The sequence below is a fragment of the Indioceanicola profundi genome (genome assembly GCF_003568845.1).
In the GTDB taxonomy this organism is placed as follows: domain Bacteria; phylum Pseudomonadota; class Alphaproteobacteria; order Azospirillales; family Azospirillaceae; genus Indioceanicola; species Indioceanicola profundi.
Window position 1 is genome coordinate 3,296,502 of the sequence record NZ_CP030126.1, and the last position, 18,285, is coordinate 3,314,786.

The following is an 18,285-nucleotide window of genomic DNA, read 5'->3' on the forward strand; positions in this document are numbered from 1 at the left end:
CGGCGGTGATCAACCCGGATGCCAGGGATCGTAAGCGGCGGGCCCGCACGCGATACGCGCTGCTGGCCGCGGTCGCCCTGTTCGGGGCCGGCTTCCTGGCCGGCAGCCGGATTTCCCTGCCGCCGCAGGACGCGCCCTCCCGCCACGGCCCGCTGACCGGAGTGGCGCTGGACATTGCCGCCGCCCTGCTGGTGCTGGACGCGACGCTCGACCATCTGCGGGACTGAGGGGGAGAGGAGATGGCGGAGATCACCCATGCCGGCCTCTGGCTCCGCTGGTCCAGCCTGACCCGCCGCGACAAGCGCGATGTCCTGGCAACCATCGTCGCAATTGCGGCAGGTATCCTGCTGGCCCGTCTGCCCTTCAGGTTCGGGATCGGGCCGGGCGGCCTCCTGACGGCCCTGTCCCCGCTGGCGCCGTTGCTGCTGGGCAGCGTGATCTACGCCCGTTTCGTCCTGCGTCAGGATGAGCTGTTCCGGCTCTGCCACATGGTCATGATGGTATGGGGCGCCGCCGCCATGCTGACCGCCCTTTTCACCCTGACGCTGCTCCAGCGGGTGCCGGACCTGCCGGTGAACGGTCCGCTGGTACTGGGAGCCGCCTTCTCCATCGGCTCCATCGCCGGCGGCGTCTGGGCGACGCGGAGATATCTGTGATGGAGAACCGGCTGCCCATGCTGCGGGTGGAGCGGAAATGGTCGCAGGGGGAGTTGGCGGAGCGGCTGGGCGTGTCGCGCCAGACCGTGAACGCCATCGAAACCGGAAAATACGATCCTTCCCTGCCGCTCGCCCTGAAGATCGGCCGCCTCTTCGCCCTTCCGGTGGAATCCATTTTCCTGCTGCCGGACGAAGCGCCGAAAGCTGCGGAGTAACGTACAGGGTCGAAGCGGCCCGCACCCGACCATCGCCGTCCCACCCCGGCGATCCCGCCCCCGCCACGCCGACATGCGCAACCGCAGGAGGATCAATGAGAAAGGCGACCATCTCCATGTTGAAGGCTGCCGCGTTGGCGCTGGGCGTTCTGGCCGCGGCTCCCGCGGCAGCGCAGCCATCCGTCGGTAGGCCCTGTCATGTGCCGGGGGTGACGGACCTTGCCACCTGCCACAGGATCACGGTGCCGGAGGACCGGTCGGCTCCGGCGGGGCGGACAATCGAGCTGCATGTGGCGGTGCTGCCGGCCCGCGGCAGCGCCAAGCCGCCGGACAGTGCGCTGTTCCTGCTGGCCGGCGGGCCGGGGCAGGCCGCGAACGACATGGGGCCGCTGGTGGGGACGGCGCTCGCGAAGGTGCGGGATTCCAGGGCCATCGTGCTGATGGACCAGCGCGGCACCGGCCGCAGCAATCCGCTGGCCTGCAGCCTGCCCGGAGACGACGCAATCACGTTGGATCTGAACACGGAATCCATGGCGAAGGCGCTGACGGCGTGCCGCGCCGGGTGGAACGCCGACCTTCGCCGCTATTCCACCCTGGACGTGGTGGAGGATATCGAAGCGGTGCGGCAGGCGCTGGGCTATGCCAAGCTGGATCTGTGGGGCGGTTCCTGGGGCACACGCACGGCGCTTCTCTACATGCGCGCATATCCGGGATCGGTGCGCAGCGCCGTTCTGGACGGGGTGAGTCCGCCCAACGACCTTCTCCTGACGGGAGAGCCCGCCCATTCCCAGGCGGCGCTGGACGCCCTGTTCGAGGCCTGCGCCGCGGATGCCGCCTGTGCCGGGACCTATCCCGACCTGGGCGCCCGCTTCCAGGAGTGGCTTGAGGAGCTGGGGGAGGGCAGCACCGTCACCATGGCGGACGGGCTGAACGGCAAGGTGGAGACGGTGACGCTCAGCCGCGACGGCGCCGCCCAGTCGGTGCGTGCGGTCCTCTATTCCACCATCACCGCCGCCAAGCTGCCCTATGCGCTGGACCGGCTGATCGGCAAAGGGGATGCGACGTCCATCGTGCCCCTGGCCTTCGGAGCCGGCAGCGTCGTGCGCGACACCATGTTCCTGGGCTCCACCCTTTCCTCCCTATGCCGGGAGGAGGTGCCGCGGACGGAGGGCGTGCCGCTGGCCGCCGGCTTCACCGGCGAGAGCTGGCTGGCAAGCTGGCGCACGATGTGCCGGGACTTCCCCGCCGACCCGCTGCCGGACGGCTATGCGGAGCCGGTCACCACGGATGTGCCGGTGCTGCTGCTCTCCGGCGCGCTGGACCCGGTGACGCCGCCTGCATCCGCCGACAAAGCGGCGGCCCACCTGCCGCGCGCCTGGCATCTGGTCGCCCCGGCCACCGGACACATCGTGACGGGCGGCGCGCCCTGCGCCGGCGATCTGATCGCCGAGTTCGTGGAGGCCGCGGACGGCAGCAGGCTGGATGCCGCCTGCCTGGGCGAGCGGGGCCGTCCGCCCTTCATGACCACGCCGCAAGGCCCCACCCCCTGACCCGCACCGGACCGGAGGAGACAAGGACATGCTTGAGATCAGCGGACTGGTGAAGCGCTTCAAGAAGGTGACGGCCGTGGACAGGGTCTCCTTCGCCGCACGGGACGGGGAGATCACCACCCTTCTGGGCGCCAACGGGTCGGGCAAGACCACCAGCCTGCGCTGTCTGGTCGGTCTGCTGCGTCCCGATGCCGGACGGGTGGCGGTGGACGGAATCGAAGTAGCGGCGGACCCGAAGCGGGCGCGGCAGCGGCTTGGCTGGTTCCCCGATGCCTTCGGCCTGTATCCCCGCCTGACGGTGCGGGAGCATCTGCGCTATTTCGCCCGGCTGCACGGGATGGACGGGCCGGCGATGGAGCAGGCAATCCGGGCCGCCATCGCCGAGCTGGGCATGGAAGACATCGCCGACCGGCGGACGGAGGGCTTTTCCACCGGGCAGAGCATGAAGGTGGCCCTGGCCCGCGCCCTGGTGCATGCGCCGCCCAACCTGATCCTGGACGAGCCCACCCGAGGGCTGGACGTGATGAGCATCCGGCTGCTGCGGGACACGCTCCGCCGCTTGCGGGCGGAGGGGCGCTGCATCCTGCTGTCCAGCCACGTCATGGCGGAGGTGGCGGAGCTGTCCGACCGGATCGTCTGCATCGCCGGCGGCCGGACGGTGGCGGAGGGCAGCCCGGCCGAGCTGGTGGCGAGAACGGGCGCCGCCAGCCTGGAGGACGCCTTCGTGCAACTGGCGGCGTGAGGAGAAAACCGATGCGCAGGCAGCTCTTCACCGTGCTGGGCACGGAGTTCATCGATCATAGCCGCGACCGGCGGTCCCTCTTCGCCGCCCTGATGTACGCCCTGTTCGGGCCGGTTCTGGTGCTGGCGATGCTGACCATGATCGCCAAGCAGGTCGGCAACGACCGCCCGGTCAGTCTGGCCGTCCACGGCGCGGCGCACGCCCCCACCCTGGTGGCGGAGCTGGAGCGGCGCGACATCAAGGTGGAGCGCCGGGAGGGCGCGGCGGCGGAAATCCCGGCCCTGGCCGGCGCGGACGCCGTCCTGGTCATTCCGCCCGACTATCCCGACCGCTATCGCGCGGGGGAGCCGGCGGAACTGACCCTGTTCCGGGACGAGCGGCGCGACAGTTCCACCCTCGCGGCCCGCAAGGTCGCCGCCCAGATCGAGAGTTACGGATCGGACATCGCCCATGCCCGTCTGATCGCCCGCGGCGTTCCGGCCGAAACCATGCGTCCGATCCAGGTCATCGGCGCGAACGTTGCCGCCGCCGGCGCCGCCACGCTCCAGATCGCGACCATGCTGCTCTATTTCTTCGTCGCGGCTCCCTTCTTCAGCAGCATGACCGTTGCCATCGACAGCACGGCAGGGGAGCGTGAGCGGAAATCCCTGCACCCGCTGCTGAGCCAGCCGGTGGACCCCTCCGTGCTGATCCTGGGCAAATGGGCCAATGCGGCGCTGTTCGGGATGGCGGGCACGGCGATCGCGGTGGTGCTGGGCATGAACCTGCTGCACTTCGCGCCGCTGGAGGAGCTGCGGGTCAGCATCCCGCTGGATGCGGGAACCCAGATCAGGATGATCCTGGTTGTGCTTCCCCTGGCGCTTGCCGCCTCCGCCCTGCAGATCATGCTGGCGCTGCTGGCCAAGAGCTTCAAGGAGGCGCAGACCTACCTGACCCTGCTGTCCTTCGCGCCGGTGGTGCTGGCCTTTTCCGGCAGCTTCGGCGGGCGGGAGCCGGAGGGCTTCATGGAGGTGGCGCCGGTTCTGGGACAGATCGAGCTGTTGCGCGCGCTGGTGGCCGACGGGGAACTGGACCTGGGCAAGGTCGCCGTCGCCAGCGTCCTCTGCCTGCTTCTGGCCGCGGCCGCCTTGTGGCAGGCGACCCGGCAGTTGAAGGATGAAAAAATCCTGGGCGCCGGCTGAGCCCCCGCGCTCCTCGGCGCGTCACCCCCGCGGGCGGCGGCGGAAGTTCAGGAACACCGGCGTCCGCCCCTCTTCCCTGGCCTTCTGCTCGTAGCGGGTGCCGGGCCAGCCGTCCGGCGGGTCGCGCCAGTCGGCAGCGGTGCGGGCCAGCCACTCGAAATCGGGGTAGCGGAAAGTGTGCTCCAGCATCCAGCGGCAGAGCTGCATGTCGTCGGTCGCCAGACGCAGCTCGCCACCGTCCTTCAGCAGGCGCGAAAGGCGGGGCAGGTTCTCCGGCCCGACGAAGCGGCGGAAGGCGTGGCGGACCTTCGGCCAGGGATCGGGGAACAGCACATAGACCCGGCCCAGGCAGGCGTCGGGCAGCGCATCCATCGCCGGCCGGGCGTCGTCCGGCACGATGCGGATGTTGGTCAGCCCCTTGGCATCGATATGCTGAAGCAGGCCTGCGGTGCCGTTGATGAAGGGCTCCGCTCCGATGAAGCCGACATCGGGGTGCGCCGCCGCCGTTTCCGCCAGATGCTCCCCCCCGCCGAAGCCGACCTCGAACCAGAGATCGCGCTTCGGCGTGTCGAACAGGGCGCCGGCATCAATGCGGCCCCCGCCCGGCGGCACCGTCAGCTCCAGCCGGGGCAGCAGCGTGTCCAGCAGCCCCTGGCGCTGCTTGCGCAAGGGGCGGCCCTTGCGGCGGCCATAGAGCATCATGCGGTTCGGGGACGTCTCGTCGGTCATCGTGCGGCAGGAACAGGTGGCGGGCGGGCGCGGACTGTAGACGCCTCGCACCGCCGCCGCAATCCGGCACGGGATCGGCCGCCGCTTCGACCGCGCTCGCGCCGGACGCCCCGTCTCAGCCCTTCGCCGGCCGGGTCGCCTCGGCGATGATACGGCGGGCCTGGGCGATGGCGTCCGGGGTGGAGGTCTTGCCGGAGACGACATCGTCCGCCAGCCCCATCAGGCGCGGGCCGGTGACGGAACCGTTCTCCGCCTCCTCCGCCACCCGGATGCCGCCGTCACGGGCGGCGACATCGTCCCAGGCCCTGCGCACCGCGGCCCAGTAGGTGGAGGTCTTGTCCATGTAGCTGTCGGCGGCCTCCACCGGATAGTCGCTGAAGTGGCGGTAGGTGTTCAGCACCACCTCATGCACATAGGTGACCTGCCGGCCGTCCTTCGGCCCCAGCTTGGCATTGTCCTGCTCATGCACCCAGCCGTCGGGAGTCAGGGCGTGGCGGTTGACGGCGAGATAACGGTCATAGGGCGGCTTGCGGACGGCATCGCGCCGCGCCAGGGGCCGCAGACCTTCCCCACTGGTCCAGCGCGGCACGCCGAGATCGTGCGCCCAGCGACCGACACCGCCATAGCGCGGGGAATCGTCGGTCTGCCAGACGGTCTGGCTCCAGGCGCCCGCCCGCTCCTCGGGCGGAACCGGCGTGATCGCCCACTGGCCGGAGGACTGGTAGGTCAGCACGCTGGCCGGCTCCCAGCTCCAGTCCTGACGCCAGTGCTTGATGACCACTGGCTTCTCGTTCTCATCCTCCACCACCAGTAGATGCTGCAGGCGGATGGTGGGGCCGGTATCCTCGATCACCCGCACCACCTCGTGCCCGTTGCTGCGCTTCGGCTCGATGGGCGTGTAGTCCGGCAGGAAGAACACGGTTTCGCGGAAGTCGAAGCGGACCCTGTATTCGCCCGCCATGGCCAGGATGGCCTGCCGGTCCTGCTGGAACCTGGCGCAGTCCTCCGCCCGCACCGGGGCAGGGCAGGCAGAGGCCGGGTCGGCGGCATGCGCCGCCGGAATGCCGGCGATCAGGATGACGGCGGCCAGTGCGGCCCGCATCCGGACGGAGCTTTTCATGGGAAACCTCCCTGATTTGGATGTCAGAACCGCACGGTGACGGAGACGCTGGCGTTACGGCCGGGCTGCGAATAGGCGTCCGTCACGTTCGATGCGGCGGACAGCCCGCGCACATCGCTCCACCACCAGTACTTCTCGTCGAAGAGGTTGAAGAGGCCGGCCCGCAGGGTCGCGCTCTCGCCCAGGTTCCAGTAGGCGGTGAGGTCCACCAGCGTGAACGGACCCGGCGTGAAGCAGTTCGGCGCACAGGTGCCCGAGACCCGCGACTGCGCCTTGCTGGCCGTCTGGGTCACGGCGAGTTGGCCGCCGAACCGCCCCTCCGGATCGCGGTAGGTCAGGCCGGCCACGACCTTGACCGGGTCGATGCTGTCCAGCGGCGTCTTCTCCCCGTCGACCTTGTAGTCGCCGTGGGCGTAGGAGGCGGCGAGGACGGCGCCGATGCCGGTTCCGGACTGGAACTCGACCTTGCCCTCGACACCCCGGATAGTGACCTCCCCCAGATTGACGAACTGGAACACGGCCGGGTCGGCAGGGGTCAGGCTGCCGGAAACCTGGACCTGTTCGATGAAGTCGTCGTACCAGCCGGTGAAGCCGGTGACGCTGGCCGTCCAGGCCCGGTGCCGCAGGCGCACCCCGCCCTCCAGCGTGTCGCTGGTTTCCGGCCGCAGATCCGGATTGGGAGCGGAGCGGTAGTTGAACAGGACGTTTTCGAACCCGTTGTTCACCTGCGACGGGCTGGGCGCCTTGTAGCCCTGGGCGTAATTGGCGAAGACCCCGATGGCCTCCGTCGCCCAGTAGACGCCGCCAAGCTTGGGCGAGATGTGCCAGTCGCTGGCCGATGCCGTCTCGAAGGGAAACAGCGGGTCGTTCCCTTCCGGGGCCAGACGGTAGTAATCGACGCGCACCGCTGGGAAGATGGACAGCGCGCCGTCCAGCCCGGTGATCTCATCCTGGAGATAGAGGCCGGCCAGCGTGTAATCGGTGTCCGGGAAGGCCTTGATCGGGAAGCTTTCGCCCACCGGCGGGGTCTGCCCGTTGCGAAGCCCTTCCTGCCGGGTCCGGGAGACGTCGCCGCCATAGCTGAACCGATGGGTCCAGCCGCTGCCCAGCTCGGCGCTGGCGGCGTCGATGCTGAGGCCGGTGACCTCGTTGTCGAACAGGCTGTCGCGGGTGCGGTCGGCGGCAACGTTGCGGTCTTCCGCCGAGAACTGCCGGACCCGTCCATCCTGATGGTAGGCGGTCCAGTGCAGCGACTGCAACGCCGCGAGCCCGGCATCATAGCTGTGGTCGAAGCTGATGCGGGTGCGCCGGGTCTCATCCTCCGCCACCAGCCCGATGACGCTGGCGGCGGTCAACGGCGGCCGGGCGATGGCGCTGAGGACATCGGTGTCCACATCCTGGTTCAGATGGTCCAGGGTCAGGCGGAACCGGTGCGCCTCCGTCGCCTGGAAGACCAACTTGGCCAGCACCGCGTCGGAGGAGATGTCCTGCGGGTTGGCCTCGGTCCGGTCCACATTGGCGGCATCGTTGTCGCCCTGGGTTTCCTGCTCCTGCGCGTCCCGGCGGCTGTAGGCCAGCAGGGCCTCCCACCGCCCGGACCGTCCGGCCAGGATGGCGCCCTTGCTCCAGCTCTCATCGGCGGAGCTGTAGCCGAGCTTGGCTTCGCCATGCAGGCTCTCGCCATCCTTCAGGAAGTCGCCGGGATCGCGGGTGACGAAGCTGACCGCGCCGGCCACGCCGTCGCTGCCATAGAGGGCGGAAGCCGGGCCGCGCAGGATTTCCACCGACTTCAGCAGGTCCAGATCGGTGAAGCCGCCGCGGCCGGTGGACTGGGGACCGAAGCTGAAGGCGTCCGGCGTGCGGATGCCGTCCACCTGGATCAGCACCCGGTTCCCCTCCAGCCCGCGGATGGTGAAGCCGCTGTTGCCGTCGCGGCCGGTGGAGGCGCCCGCGGCGGTGAAGCGCGACGGGCTGCTGCGGACGGATACGCCGGGCTCGTACCGGACCAGATCCTTGATGTCGGTGACGAGCTGGTCCTGGATCTCCTCCGCCGTGGTCACGCTGACCGTGGCCGGCACCTCCAGCACATCCTTCCGGGTGCGCGTCGCGGTGATGGTGATCTCTTCCAACTCCGCCGCCTCCGTAGCGGCAGAACCGCCTGCGGCCATCTGGGCCGTGGCGGCGAAGGGCAGGCCTGTGAGCAGCAGCGGGAGCGTGGCCCGCGCCAGATAGGTCGTCATGGTTACCAACCTGTTATCTCGAACGAAGTGGGTAGGGCCAATAGTTCCGATGCAATTGCGAGTCAATCGCATTTGCATCTTAGCTCCTGCGCATCGACCTTGTCATCCCGTCCCTGCGGGACGCGGCCGGTCTGCATCGCGCGCATCGCCGACATCCGGCCCGCTGCCCCGAATCCGCTTGACCAAAGCGGGCATTTGCCGCATCCATCCGCCATCGAACGACGCCTGCGACCGTTCGCGACCGTGCTGGACGACATCCCGGCCCGGCCACGAAGGGTGCTGCGGGCGCGCACCCATTTCCGGACCATGCAGCATGGGTCGGCGGATGCGGATCGTGGGGCGGCTTTCCGCCCGGTGCGCGGTTTCCAATCCCTTATGACATGGAGAATCCGATGTCGATTACGCCCGAGCGCAAGGCCGAGCTTATCAGCGAGTACAAGACCAAGGACGGCGATACCGGTTCGCCCGAGGTCCAGGTCGCCATCCTGTCGGAGCGCATTTCGAACCTGACGGAGCACCTGAAGACCCACGCCAAGGACTTCCACTCCCGCCGTGGCCTGCTGGTCATGGTCGGCCAGCGCCGCCGGCTGCTGGACTATGTGAAGAAGAACGACCAGGCCCGGTATGAAAGCCTGATCGGCCGTCTGGGCCTGCGCCGCTAACCGCGGCCACGTCCTACAGAAGGTCGATCACCTCCGTGCAGCCCACCGGCATACGCCCCCAGATTTCCGCTCCGGCCCGACCGGAGCGTTCCGGGGGCGTCGTGACCGGCAGCCTTTCCGGCTGGGTGCGCACATCCTGTCTGCAAAGCATGAACGGCCAGCCGGAGACAGCTCCGGCTGGCCGTTCGTCTTTTCCGCACGCCGATGCGCGACGCGCATCCGCGTGGCGTATCATTTTGCCGCTTGGCCGGTTGACCGGCCAGGGCACGGGTTTCGCCTGAGGGCAACACACGCGGGGCTGGCCGATCGGGCCCCGGCCCGCCACCCAATCCGGGGTGACACGGGTTTCGGATGGAAGGAACGAAGAGATGTTCAAGGTTTTCCGCAAGGAAATGACGTGGGGCGGGCGCAAGCTCGTGCTCGAGACGGGCAAGGTCGCCCGTCAGGCCGACGGCGCCGTCTGGGCCTCCTACGGCGACACCGTGGTGCTGGCCACCGCGGTCGGGGCCAAGCAGCCCAAGCCGGGCGTGGATTTCTTCCCGCTGACGGTGAACTACCAGGAGAAGGCCTTCGCCGCGGGCAAGATCCCCGGCGGCTTCTTCAAGCGTGAGGGCCGCCCCACCGAGAAGGAGGTGCTGGTCTCCCGCCTGATCGACCGGCCGATCCGTCCGCTGTTCGCCGATGGCTACCGGAACGAGACCCAGGTGGTCGTCACCGTGTTGAGCCATGACCTGGAGAACGATCCCGACATCGTTTCCATGGTCGCCGCCTCAGCGGCCCTGACCATCTCCGGCCTGCCTTTCCTGGGCCCGATCGGCGCCGCCCGCGTCGGCTACAAGAACGGCCAGTACCTGCTGAACCCGACCACGGACGACGCCGTCGGCAGCGAGCTGGATCTGGTGGTCGCCGGCACGCAGGAAGGCGTGCTGATGGTCGAGTCCGAGGCCAAGGAGCTGACCGAGGAGGTCATGCTGGGCGCCGTGATGTTCGGCCACCGCGAGTTCCAGCCGGTCATCGACCTGATCATCGAGCTGGCCGAGATGGCCGCCAAGGACCCGCGCGACATCCCGCCGCCGGCCTATGACGGCGCTGCCGTGAAGGCGCGCCTCAAGGAACTGGTCGGGGGCGATCTGACCGCCGCCTACGGCAACACCGTGAAGCAGGAGCGCTACGGCGCCATCCAGGCCGCCAAGCAGAAGGCGCTGGAGGCGACGAAGGAAGAGTTCGCGCCGGAGGCCGTGTCGGCCATGTTCAAGGAGCTGGAGGCCGACATCCTCCGCGGTTCCGTGATCGAGACCGGCAAGCGCATCGACGGCCGCACCACCGTGGACATCCGCCCCATCGTGTCGGAAGTCGGCGTGCTGCCGCGCGCCCACGGCTCGGCCCTGTTCACCCGCGGCGAGACCCAGGCCCTGGTGGTCGCCACGCTGGGCACCGCCCAGGATGAGCAGATCGTGGACGCGCTTGAAGGCGAGTACCGCGAGAACTTCATGCTGCACTACAACTTCCCCCCCTATTCGGTGGGTGAAGCCGGACGCATGGGCTCCCCCGGTCGCCGCGAGATCGGCCACGGCAAGCTGGCCTGGCGCGCCGTTCACCCGCTGCTCCCGGCCAAGGAGAACTTCCCCTACACGCTGCGCATCGTGTCGGAGATCACGGAGTCCAACGGCTCCTCCTCCATGGCCACGGTCTGCGGCACCTCGCTGTCGCTGATGGATGCCGGCGTGCCGCTGGTCCGTCCGGTGGCGGGCATCGCCATGGGCCTGATCAAGGAAGGTGACAAGTTCGCCGTGCTGTCCGACATCCTGGGCGACGAGGATCACCTCGGCGACATGGACTTCAAGGTGGCCGGCACCGAGAAGGGCGTCACCGCGCTGCAGATGGACATCAAGATCACCTCCATCACGGAGGAGATCATGAAGGTGGCGCTGGGCCAGGCCCAGCAGGGCCGCCTGCACATCCTGGGCGAGATGGCCAGGGCGCTGACCGGTGCGCGCGAAGCCGTCAGCTCCAACGCCCCGCGCATCACCGTGATCAACATCCCGAAGGACAAGATCCGCGACGTGATCGGCTCCGGCGGCAAGGTGATCCGCGAGATCGTGGAGCAGACCGGCGCCAAGATCGACATCGAGGATGACGGCACCGTCAAGGTCGCCGCCGTGGACGGCAACGCCGCCGAAGCCGCGATCAAGTGGATCAAGGGCATCGTCGCCGAGCCCGAGGTGGGCGAGATCTATGACGGCAAGGTCGTGAAGGTGATGGATTTCGGCGCCTTCGTGAACTTCCTCGGCGCCAAGGACGGCCTCGTCCATATCTCCGAGCTGAAGAACGAGCGCGTTGCCAAGGTCACTGACGTGGTGAAGCAGGGCGATGCCGTGAAGGTGAAGGTTCTCGGCTTCGACGACCGCGGCAAGGTGAAGCTGTCCATGAAGGTGGTCGACCAGACCACCGGCGAAGACCTCTCCAAGAAGGAGCAGGCGGAGGGCTGATCCAGCCCCCGCTCTTCCTCCAAGGAAAAGAAAGGCCGCCGGAGCGATCCGGCGGCCTTTTTCATTGTCAGCTTCCTCGTCGTCCGCACAGCAGAAAGGGGCGGCCCCTGCGGACCGCCCCTCTTTTCTGCCAATGGGACCGGGTGCTTACTTCTTCGGCTTGGCTGCCTCGCCGCCGGCTGCACCGGTGTCGGCGCCGGTGGTGGTCGGGATCGGGGTGCCATCGATGTTGAAGGTCTCGATCTTTGCGCCCTTGCGCAGCTCGGTGATCACCTCCTGGGCGATCTCCTGGGCCACGGCCTGGCGGAAGCGCGGCTGCACCTGCTCGAAGCTGGGCAGCTCCTGCTTGCGCTTGTCCTCCACCTTGATCACGTGCCAGCCGAACTGGGTCTCCACCGGCTCCTTCGTCACCTCGCCCGGCTTCATGGCGAAGGCGGCGTTGGCGAAGGGCTCCACCATCATGTCCTTGGTGAAGTAGCCGAGATCGCCCTGGTTCTGGGCGGAGGCGGTGTCGATCTTCTGCTCAGCCGCCAGCTCCTCGAACTTGGCGCCGCCATTCAGCTTCTTGATGATGGCGTCGGCCTCTTCCCTGGTCTCCACCAGGATATGGCGGGCGCGGACCTCCTCCTCGGGCACGGTCTCCTTGGCCCACTTCTCGTACCGCTGGCGCACAAGCTCGTCCGTCAGCTTGGCGTCGACGGCGCGGCGCAGATAGGCCTGCTGGACATATTCCTCTTCCGCCGCCTTGACGGCTTCCTTCACCTCGGCGGTGTCCTGGAGCTTCTGCTTGTAACCCTGCGCTTCCAGCAGCTCGCCGGCGATCATGTTCTCCAGGAGCTGGGGATAGATCGCCTGCAGCGGAACCTGCTGCGCCTGCGGCCCCAGGCCCTGCAACGCCTCCAGCACGGCCGACCGCTTGATCTCCTTGCCGTTGACGCGGGCCACGACCGGGTCCTCGCCCTCCGTCTGGGCCGGGGCCGGGGTGGTCTGGGCGACGGCCGGGCTCAGCGCCAGCGCCGATGCCGAGGCGAGCGAAGCGGCCAGAAGGGTGGCGCGCATGGACTTCACGAACATTCCAGGGTTTCCTCTACGGGGTTCCGATCGGGCTTCGTCCGTTCCCGGTTTGGGCGGCCATATGGGGCCCGCGGCCCCGGGTGCAAGGCGGCCATCCGCCTTAAAGCACGGGTTGCCGCGCCGGGCAAGGCTCCCCTCCGGCAGCCGGGGACGCCTACCCGACAAGACAATTGGAAAATGGCGGGATCATGGTATGGTCGCGCGCCGTCCGAGCGGCCGCTTCCCGGGCCGTCCCCGCGTTGACCGCGGCGCCCGCCATCCCCATGTGATTGCGCATCGGGTGCGGAGGTGCTGCCTGGACCGGCACCGCACCATCCCCGGCCGGGGACGCCCGGCCGATCGCGTTCATCGTCGTCTGAGGTCTTCATTCATGTTCGGTGCAATTGCCCGCAAGCTTTTCGGCAGCGCGAACGACCGTGTCGTGCGGAGCTTCCGCAAGCAGGTCGACGCGATCAACGCGCTGGAGCCGAAGCTGGTCGGCCTGTCCGATGCCGAGTTGCAGATGCGCACCGACTGGCTGCGGGAGCGGCTGGAGAAGGGGGAGACGCTGGACGACATCATGCCCGACGCCTTCGCCACCGTGCGCGAGGCGGCGAAGCGGGTGCTGGGCATGCGGCCCTTCGACGTGCAGCTCATCGGCGGCATGGTCCTGCACAGCGGCAGGATCTCCGAGATGCGTACCGGCGAGGGCAAGACCCTGGTGGCGACGCTGCCGGTCTATCTGAACGCGCTGCAGGGCAAGGGCGTCCATGTGGTGACGGTGAACGACTATCTGGCCCAGCGCGACGCCGCCTGGATGGGCCGGCTCTATAACTTCCTGGGGCTGAGCTGGGGCACCATCGTCCATGGCAAGGACGATGAGGAGCGCCGGCAGGCCTATGCCGCGGACATCACCTACGGCACCAACAACGAGTTCGGCTTCGATTATCTGCGCGACAACATGAAGTACCGCCGGGCCGACATGGTCCAGCGCGACTTCAACTTCGCCATCGTGGACGAGGTGGACTCGATCCTGATCGACGAGGCGCGCACCCCGCTGATCATCTCCGGTCCCTCCACCGACAGCTCGGAGCTGTACATCGCCGTCAACAAGGTGATGGCCCACCTGACGGAGGAGGATTACGAGAAGGACGAGAAGGCCAAGGCCGTCTCCCTGACCGAGGCCGGGCAGGAGAGGGTGGCCCAGGTGCTTCAGCAGATGGGTCTGCTGAAGTCCGGCGACATGTACGACATCCAGAATGTCGCCCTGGTGCACCACACCAACCAGGCCCTGCGCGCCCACAAGCTGTTCACCCGCGACGTGGACTACATCGTCAAGGATGACAAGGTCATCATCATCGACGAGTTCACCGGCCGCATGATGGAAGGGCGCCGCTACTCCGAGGGCCTGCACCAGGCGCTGGAGGCCAAGGAAGGCGTGACCATCCAGCGTGAGAACCAGACGCTGGCCTCCATCACCTTCCAGAACTATTTCCGCCTCTATCCCAAGCTGGCCGGCATGACCGGCACGGCCATGACGGAAGAGGGCGAGTTCGCCGAGATTTACGGCCTGACCGTGGTGGACGTGCCCACCAATGTGGCTGTGGCGCGCAAGGACCATGATGACGAGGTCTATCGCACCGCGACCGAGAAGTACGAGGCCATCGTCAAGCTGATCGAAGAGTGCCGGGAGCGGCAGCAGCCGGTCCTGGTCGGCACGGTCAGCATCGAGAAGTCGGAAATTCTGTCCGACTTCCTAAAGAAGAAGAAGATCCCGCACAACGTCCTGAACGCCCGCTACCACGAGCAGGAGGCCTATATCGTCTCCCAGGCCGGCCGTCCGGGCGCGGTGACCATCGCCACCAACATGGCCGGCCGCGGCACCGACATCAAACTCGGCGGCAACGAGGACATGCGCATCGAGCACGAGCTGGCCGATGTCGCCGACCCGGCCGAGCGGGAGCGCCGGGCCGAGCAGATCCGGGCCGAGGTTGCGGAGGCCAAGGAGCTGGTGCTGAAGGCTGGCGGCCTCTACGTCATCGGCACCGAGCGACATGAGAGCCGCCGCATCGACAACCAGCTCCGCGGCCGTTCCGGTCGCCAGGGCGATCCGGGCGCGTCCAAGTTCTTCCTGTCGCTGGACGACGACCTGATGCGCATCTTCGGCAGCCAGCGCCTTGACGGCATGCTGCAGAAGCTGGGCCTCCAGGAGGGGGAGGCGATCATCCACCCCTGGATCAACAAGGCCCTGGAAAAGGCGCAGCAGCGGGTCGAGGCGCACAATTTCGACATCCGCAAGAACCTGCTGAAGTACGACAACGTCATGAATGACCAGCGCAAGGTCATTTATGAGCAGCGCCGCGAGGTCATGGACGCGGAGGACATCAGCGAGGAGATCGTCGAGTTCCGGCGCGAGGTCATCTCCTCCATCGTCGCCAAATGCATCCCGCCCAACGCCTATGCCGAGCAGTGGAATGTCGATCTGCTGCACGAGGAGTGCCTGCGCATCATCGGCGAGGATCTGCCGGTACGCGAATGGGCCAAGGAAGAGGGCATTGCGGACGCCGAGATCGAGGAGCGGCTGCAGAAGATCGCCGAGGACAAGATGGCCGCCAAGGAGGCCGCCTTCGGGGCCGAGCTGATGCGGTCGGTGGAGAAGTCCCTGCTGCTTCAGATCCTGGACCAGGTCTGGAAGGACCACCTGCTGAATCTGGACCATCTGCGCCAGGGCATCAATCTGCGCGCCTACGCCCAGCGCGATCCGCTGAACGAGTACAAGCGCGAAGCCTTCACCCTGTTCGAGCAGATGCTTTCCAGCTTGCGGGAGCAGGTGGTCAGCGTGCTGATGCATGTACAGATCCGCCAGCCGGAGCCGATGCCCATGCCCCGCATGCCAGCAGAGGCGGAGATGACCCGCAACGATCCGGCCCTGGCCGCCCATGGCGAGGCCGCCGCGGGCAGCGGCGCGTTGCCCCCGCCGGGCGAGCCGCTGCCAGCCGGAATGCAGCGCCGCGCCATGCCGGCGGCCTATGGGGCCGGCGCCATGCCGGTGGGCGAGGTCAAGGATCTGACCGATCCGGAGACCTGGCGCGACACCCCGCGCAATGCCCCTTGCCCCTGCGGCAGCGGCAAGAAGTACAAGCAGTGCCACGGCAAGCCGGACTGACCGGCTTCCGGATGTGAAACTGAAAAGGGCGGCTCCCACCGGAGCCGCCCTTTTTCATGATTGCCAGCCGCTTCAGGCCGACCGGGCCAGCCGCTCCATCGCGCTGTCGCTGATGCTGCGCTGGTGGAGGTACAGGTGGTCGAAGGCGGCCACCTCCTGTAGCCGATCCACATCCAGCAGCCTGACTGTGGCGCCCTCCACATCCAGCAGCCGCTCCTGCTTGAGCCGGCGCAGGATGCGGTTGGCGTGGACCTGGCTCATGCCCAGCGAATCGGCCAGAAGCTCCTGCGTCAGCGGCATGTGGAAGGAGTTCTCCTGCACCAGCCCGATGGGCAGCAGGCGATAGCGGAATTCCAGCAGCATGTGCGCCATCCGCTCATAAGCCGTGCGCTGGCCAAGACAGCTCGCCCGCTCCAGCGTCGCGGCATCGTCCTGGGCCGCCAGCCAGCCGAAGGCAGCGCCGACGCGGGGGAACTGGCGGAATACCCTGGCGGCCTGCTGGTAGTCCACGGCGGAGAATTCCGCCTCCGTCACCGTGGTCACGGAATATTCCGCCACCTCGACCAGCGGGCAGTACATGCAGCAGAGGTCGCCGGGCAGCATGAAGTTCAGGATCGCCCGGCGTCCATCGGGCAGCGCCTTTGCCCGAATGGCCCAGCCGCGGTGAAGGATGCCGACGCGGTCGAACCTTTCCCCCTGCTTCACGAAGTCGGTCTTCGCCGGGACCTTCCGCCGCTCTCGGCTGAACACCTCGATCGCGCGCCGCTCGGGCGCAGTAAAATCGACGTGCGCGGCAAGGCGCTTGAAGAGCGGCAAAGATGTCTGCGGCATCGGACATTCTCCAGGTCGGCCCGGATGACTGGCACACGGAACCGCCGTCACTCCGATATCATGGAAAGCTGATCGAACGGGTTACGCTTACCTTAACAGTCTCTGGGCAGGGGAGGTTCATCTCTGGCCTGTGATAAACATCGGCATGCTTGTCAGACCTGCTTCCTCTGAAACCGTGGGATGCGACAATCCCGTCACAGGTGCTGGATATCGGGGCAGCGATTAACCAATGTTGGTGCGTCCGGCCGACGACTGCCCCAAGTTCCCGGCAGCCTGACGGAAGGCGCCCGTGCCTGGGCAGCCCACAGGCGGGAACAGACAACATGCGGATTCTTGTCGCCGAGGATGAGGCGATCATCGCCCAGTCCCTGGCGATGATGCTGGAGGAGTTGGGCTACCAAGTAGTCGGCCCGGTCGCCACTGTCGCGGAAGCGCTGCGGCTGACGGCCGGGCGCGCGATGGATGTGGCGTTGGTGGATTACCGTCTGCGGGACGGCACGACGGACGATCTGGCCGCCGCCCTGCGGGAGGGCGGCATTCCGTTCCTGCTGATGTCCGGATTCGACCGGACCACGCTGGCGCGTCTGGGCGCGCCGATCCTGCAGAAGCCCTTCCGGCAGGAGGAGCTGGCCACGGCCATCGCCGCCCTGCTTCCCCCCGTCGGCGGAGCGGAGCCTAGCTGAGGCCCTTCTGGCCCATATCCAGGAACTTCTGGCGGCGATTCAGGCGCAACGTCGCGCCGTCCTGTCCGCGCAGGCTTTCCAGCGCATCCTCGATGGCATTGCCGAGATGCTGCATGGTCTCTTCCCGCTGGCGGTGGGCGCCGCCGATGGGCTCGTTCACGATGCGGTCAATAACGCCCAGCTCCTTCAGGTCCTGGGCGGTCAGCCGCAGGGCCTGGGCCGCGTCGGCGGCATTGGCGGCGGAGCGCCAGAGGATGGAGGCGCAGCCCTCGGGGCTGATGACCGAATAGATCGCGTGCTCCAGCATCATGACCCGGTCGGCGGTGGCGATGGCGATGGCCCCGCCGGACCCGCCCTCGCCGATCACGGCGGAGACGATGGGCACCTTCACGCGCAGGCAGGTCTCGATGCTCTTGGCGATGGCTTCCGCCTGCCCGCGCTCCTCCGCGCTGACGCCGGGGAAGGCGCCGGCGGTGTCCACCAGCGTGATGACCGGCAGGCCGAAGCGGTCGGCCATCTGCAACAGCCGCTGGGCCTTGCGGTAGCCCTCGGGCTTGGCCATGCCGAAATTGTGCCGCACCCGGCTTTCGGTGTCGTTGCCCTTCTCCTGGCCGATGACGACGCAGGAGCGGCCCTTGAACCGGCCGAGACCGCCGACGATGGCGCGATCCTCCGCGAACAGCCGGTCGCCGGCCAGCGGGGTGAAGTCGGTGATCAGGGCGCGGATATAGTCCAGGCAGTGCGGCCGGTTCGGGTGGCGGGCCACCTGGACCTTCTGGGCCGGGGTCAGCTTGGCGTAGGTGGCGCGGAGCTGCTTCTCCACCTTATCCTGAAGCTTTTTGACCTCGTCGGCGATGTTCAGGTCGCCGCCGTCGGACAGGTGGCGGAGCTCCTCGATCTTGCCTTCGAGTTCGGCGATCGGCTTCTCGAATTCCAGGAAGTGCATCGGTGCTGTGCTCTTGGCCGTG

The 18,285-nt window shown here is 67.8% G+C and carries 17 protein-coding genes; 10 read left to right on the top strand and 7 right to left on the bottom strand.

The window, feature by feature from the left end; genetic code table 11:
* Nucleotides 1–5 precede the first annotated feature (5 nt).
* The 6 genes from DOL89_RS15775 to DOL89_RS15800 all read left to right on the top strand — a co-directional run bounded on the left by DOL89_RS15775 (nt 6) and on the right by DOL89_RS15800 (nt 4,344).
* Nucleotides 6–227, top strand: coding sequence for a hypothetical protein (locus DOL89_RS15775; RefSeq protein WP_162937562.1), 222 nt, complete (start codon nt 6–8; stop codon nt 225–227).
* A 12-nt stretch (nt 228–239) separates the two neighbouring features.
* The gene (locus DOL89_RS15780) at nt 240–656 is read left to right on the top strand and encodes a hypothetical protein (protein WP_119680013.1); all 417 of its coding nucleotides are present in this window, start codon (nt 240–242) and stop codon (nt 654–656) included.
* Entirely contained in the window at nt 656–871 is a 216-nt protein-coding gene (locus DOL89_RS15785) for a helix-turn-helix transcriptional regulator (protein WP_119680014.1), read from the top strand. Before DOL89_RS15780 ends, DOL89_RS15785 begins: the two co-directional genes overlap by 1 nt.
* Before the next feature lie 95 nt (nt 872–966).
* Nucleotides 967–2,421 (top strand): alpha/beta fold hydrolase, encoded by a 1,455-nt coding sequence (locus DOL89_RS15790; protein WP_119680015.1) that lies wholly within the window; start codon nt 967–969, stop codon nt 2,419–2,421.
* A 28-nt stretch (nt 2,422–2,449) separates the two neighbouring features.
* The gene (locus tag DOL89_RS15795; RefSeq protein WP_119680016.1) at nt 2,450–3,163 is read left to right on the top strand and encodes an ABC transporter ATP-binding protein; all 714 of its coding nucleotides are present in this window, start codon (nt 2,450–2,452) and stop codon (nt 3,161–3,163) included.
* Between the two features lie 11 nt (nt 3,164–3,174).
* Nucleotides 3,175–4,344: an ABC transporter permease gene (locus DOL89_RS15800; RefSeq protein WP_119680017.1), complete on the top strand. Its 1,170-nt coding sequence runs from the start codon at nt 3,175–3,177 to the stop codon at nt 4,342–4,344.
* A 21-nt stretch (nt 4,345–4,365) separates the two neighbouring features.
* Here DOL89_RS15800 and trmB read toward each other — a convergent pair whose 3' ends face one another.
* The 3 genes from trmB to DOL89_RS15815 all read right to left on the bottom strand — a co-directional run bounded on the left by trmB (nt 4,366) and on the right by DOL89_RS15815 (nt 8,433).
* The gene (gene trmB / locus DOL89_RS15805) at nt 4,366–5,073 is read right to left on the bottom strand and encodes a tRNA (guanine(46)-N(7))-methyltransferase TrmB (protein WP_119680018.1); all 708 of its coding nucleotides are present in this window, start codon (nt 5,071–5,073) and stop codon (nt 4,366–4,368) included.
* 115 nt (nt 5,074–5,188) lie between these two features.
* Entirely contained in the window at nt 5,189–6,193 is a 1,005-nt protein-coding gene (locus DOL89_RS15810) for a DUF6607 family protein (RefSeq protein WP_205574603.1), read from the bottom strand.
* Between the two features lie 23 nt (nt 6,194–6,216).
* Nucleotides 6,217–8,433 (bottom strand): TonB-dependent hemoglobin/transferrin/lactoferrin family receptor, encoded by a 2,217-nt coding sequence (locus DOL89_RS15815; protein WP_119680019.1) that lies wholly within the window; start codon nt 8,431–8,433, stop codon nt 6,217–6,219.
* Between the two features lie 392 nt (nt 8,434–8,825).
* Here DOL89_RS15815 and rpsO point away from each other — a divergent pair, with 392 nt between their 5' ends.
* Nucleotides 8,826–9,095 (top strand): 30S ribosomal protein S15, encoded by a 270-nt coding sequence (gene rpsO / locus DOL89_RS15820; RefSeq protein ID WP_119680020.1) that lies wholly within the window; start codon nt 8,826–8,828, stop codon nt 9,093–9,095.
* 13 nt (nt 9,096–9,108) lie between these two features.
* Here the strand turns inward: rpsO and DOL89_RS24990 are convergent, their stop codons facing one another.
* Nucleotides 9,109–9,246, bottom strand: a complete 138-nt coding sequence (locus DOL89_RS24990) for a hypothetical protein (protein WP_162937563.1) — start codon at nt 9,244–9,246, stop codon at nt 9,109–9,111.
* 217 nt (nt 9,247–9,463) lie between these two features.
* Here DOL89_RS24990 and pnp point away from each other — a divergent pair, with 217 nt between their 5' ends.
* On the top strand, nt 9,464–11,584 hold the full coding sequence (pnp, locus tag DOL89_RS15825; RefSeq protein WP_119680021.1) for a polyribonucleotide nucleotidyltransferase: 2,121 nt from the start codon (nt 9,464–9,466) through the stop codon (nt 11,582–11,584).
* 147 nt (nt 11,585–11,731) lie between these two features.
* Here pnp and DOL89_RS15830 read toward each other — a convergent pair whose 3' ends face one another.
* The gene (locus DOL89_RS15830) at nt 11,732–12,658 is read right to left on the bottom strand and encodes a peptidylprolyl isomerase (protein WP_119680022.1); all 927 of its coding nucleotides are present in this window, start codon (nt 12,656–12,658) and stop codon (nt 11,732–11,734) included.
* Nucleotides 12,659–13,028: 370 nt separating this feature from the next.
* On the opposite strand from DOL89_RS15830, the gene secA reads away from it, so the two are divergent.
* Nucleotides 13,029–15,803 carry a preprotein translocase subunit SecA gene (gene secA / locus DOL89_RS15835; RefSeq protein WP_119680023.1) on the top strand — a complete coding sequence of 925 codons (2,775 nt, stop codon included), beginning with the start codon at nt 13,029–13,031 and terminating at the stop codon, nt 15,801–15,803.
* Nucleotides 15,804–15,875: 72 nt separating this feature from the next.
* On the opposite strand, the gene DOL89_RS15840 is transcribed toward secA, so the two are convergent.
* Nucleotides 15,876–16,634, bottom strand: a complete 759-nt coding sequence (locus DOL89_RS15840) for a Crp/Fnr family transcriptional regulator (RefSeq protein WP_119680024.1) — start codon at nt 16,632–16,634, stop codon at nt 15,876–15,878.
* A 323-nt stretch (nt 16,635–16,957) separates the two neighbouring features.
* Between DOL89_RS15840 and DOL89_RS15845 the strand changes: the two genes are divergently transcribed.
* A complete protein-coding gene (locus DOL89_RS15845; RefSeq protein ID WP_119680025.1) occupies nt 16,958–17,317 on the top strand; it encodes a response regulator in 360 nt (119 codons plus the stop codon).
* Here the strand turns inward: DOL89_RS15845 and DOL89_RS15850 are convergent.
* The gene (locus DOL89_RS15850) at nt 17,310–18,263 is read right to left on the bottom strand and encodes an acetyl-CoA carboxylase carboxyltransferase subunit alpha (protein ID WP_119680026.1); all 954 of its coding nucleotides are present in this window, start codon (nt 18,261–18,263) and stop codon (nt 17,310–17,312) included. The two genes, DOL89_RS15845 and DOL89_RS15850, sit on opposite strands and share 8 nt — an antisense overlap.
* Nucleotides 18,264–18,285: the final 22 nt, after the last annotated feature.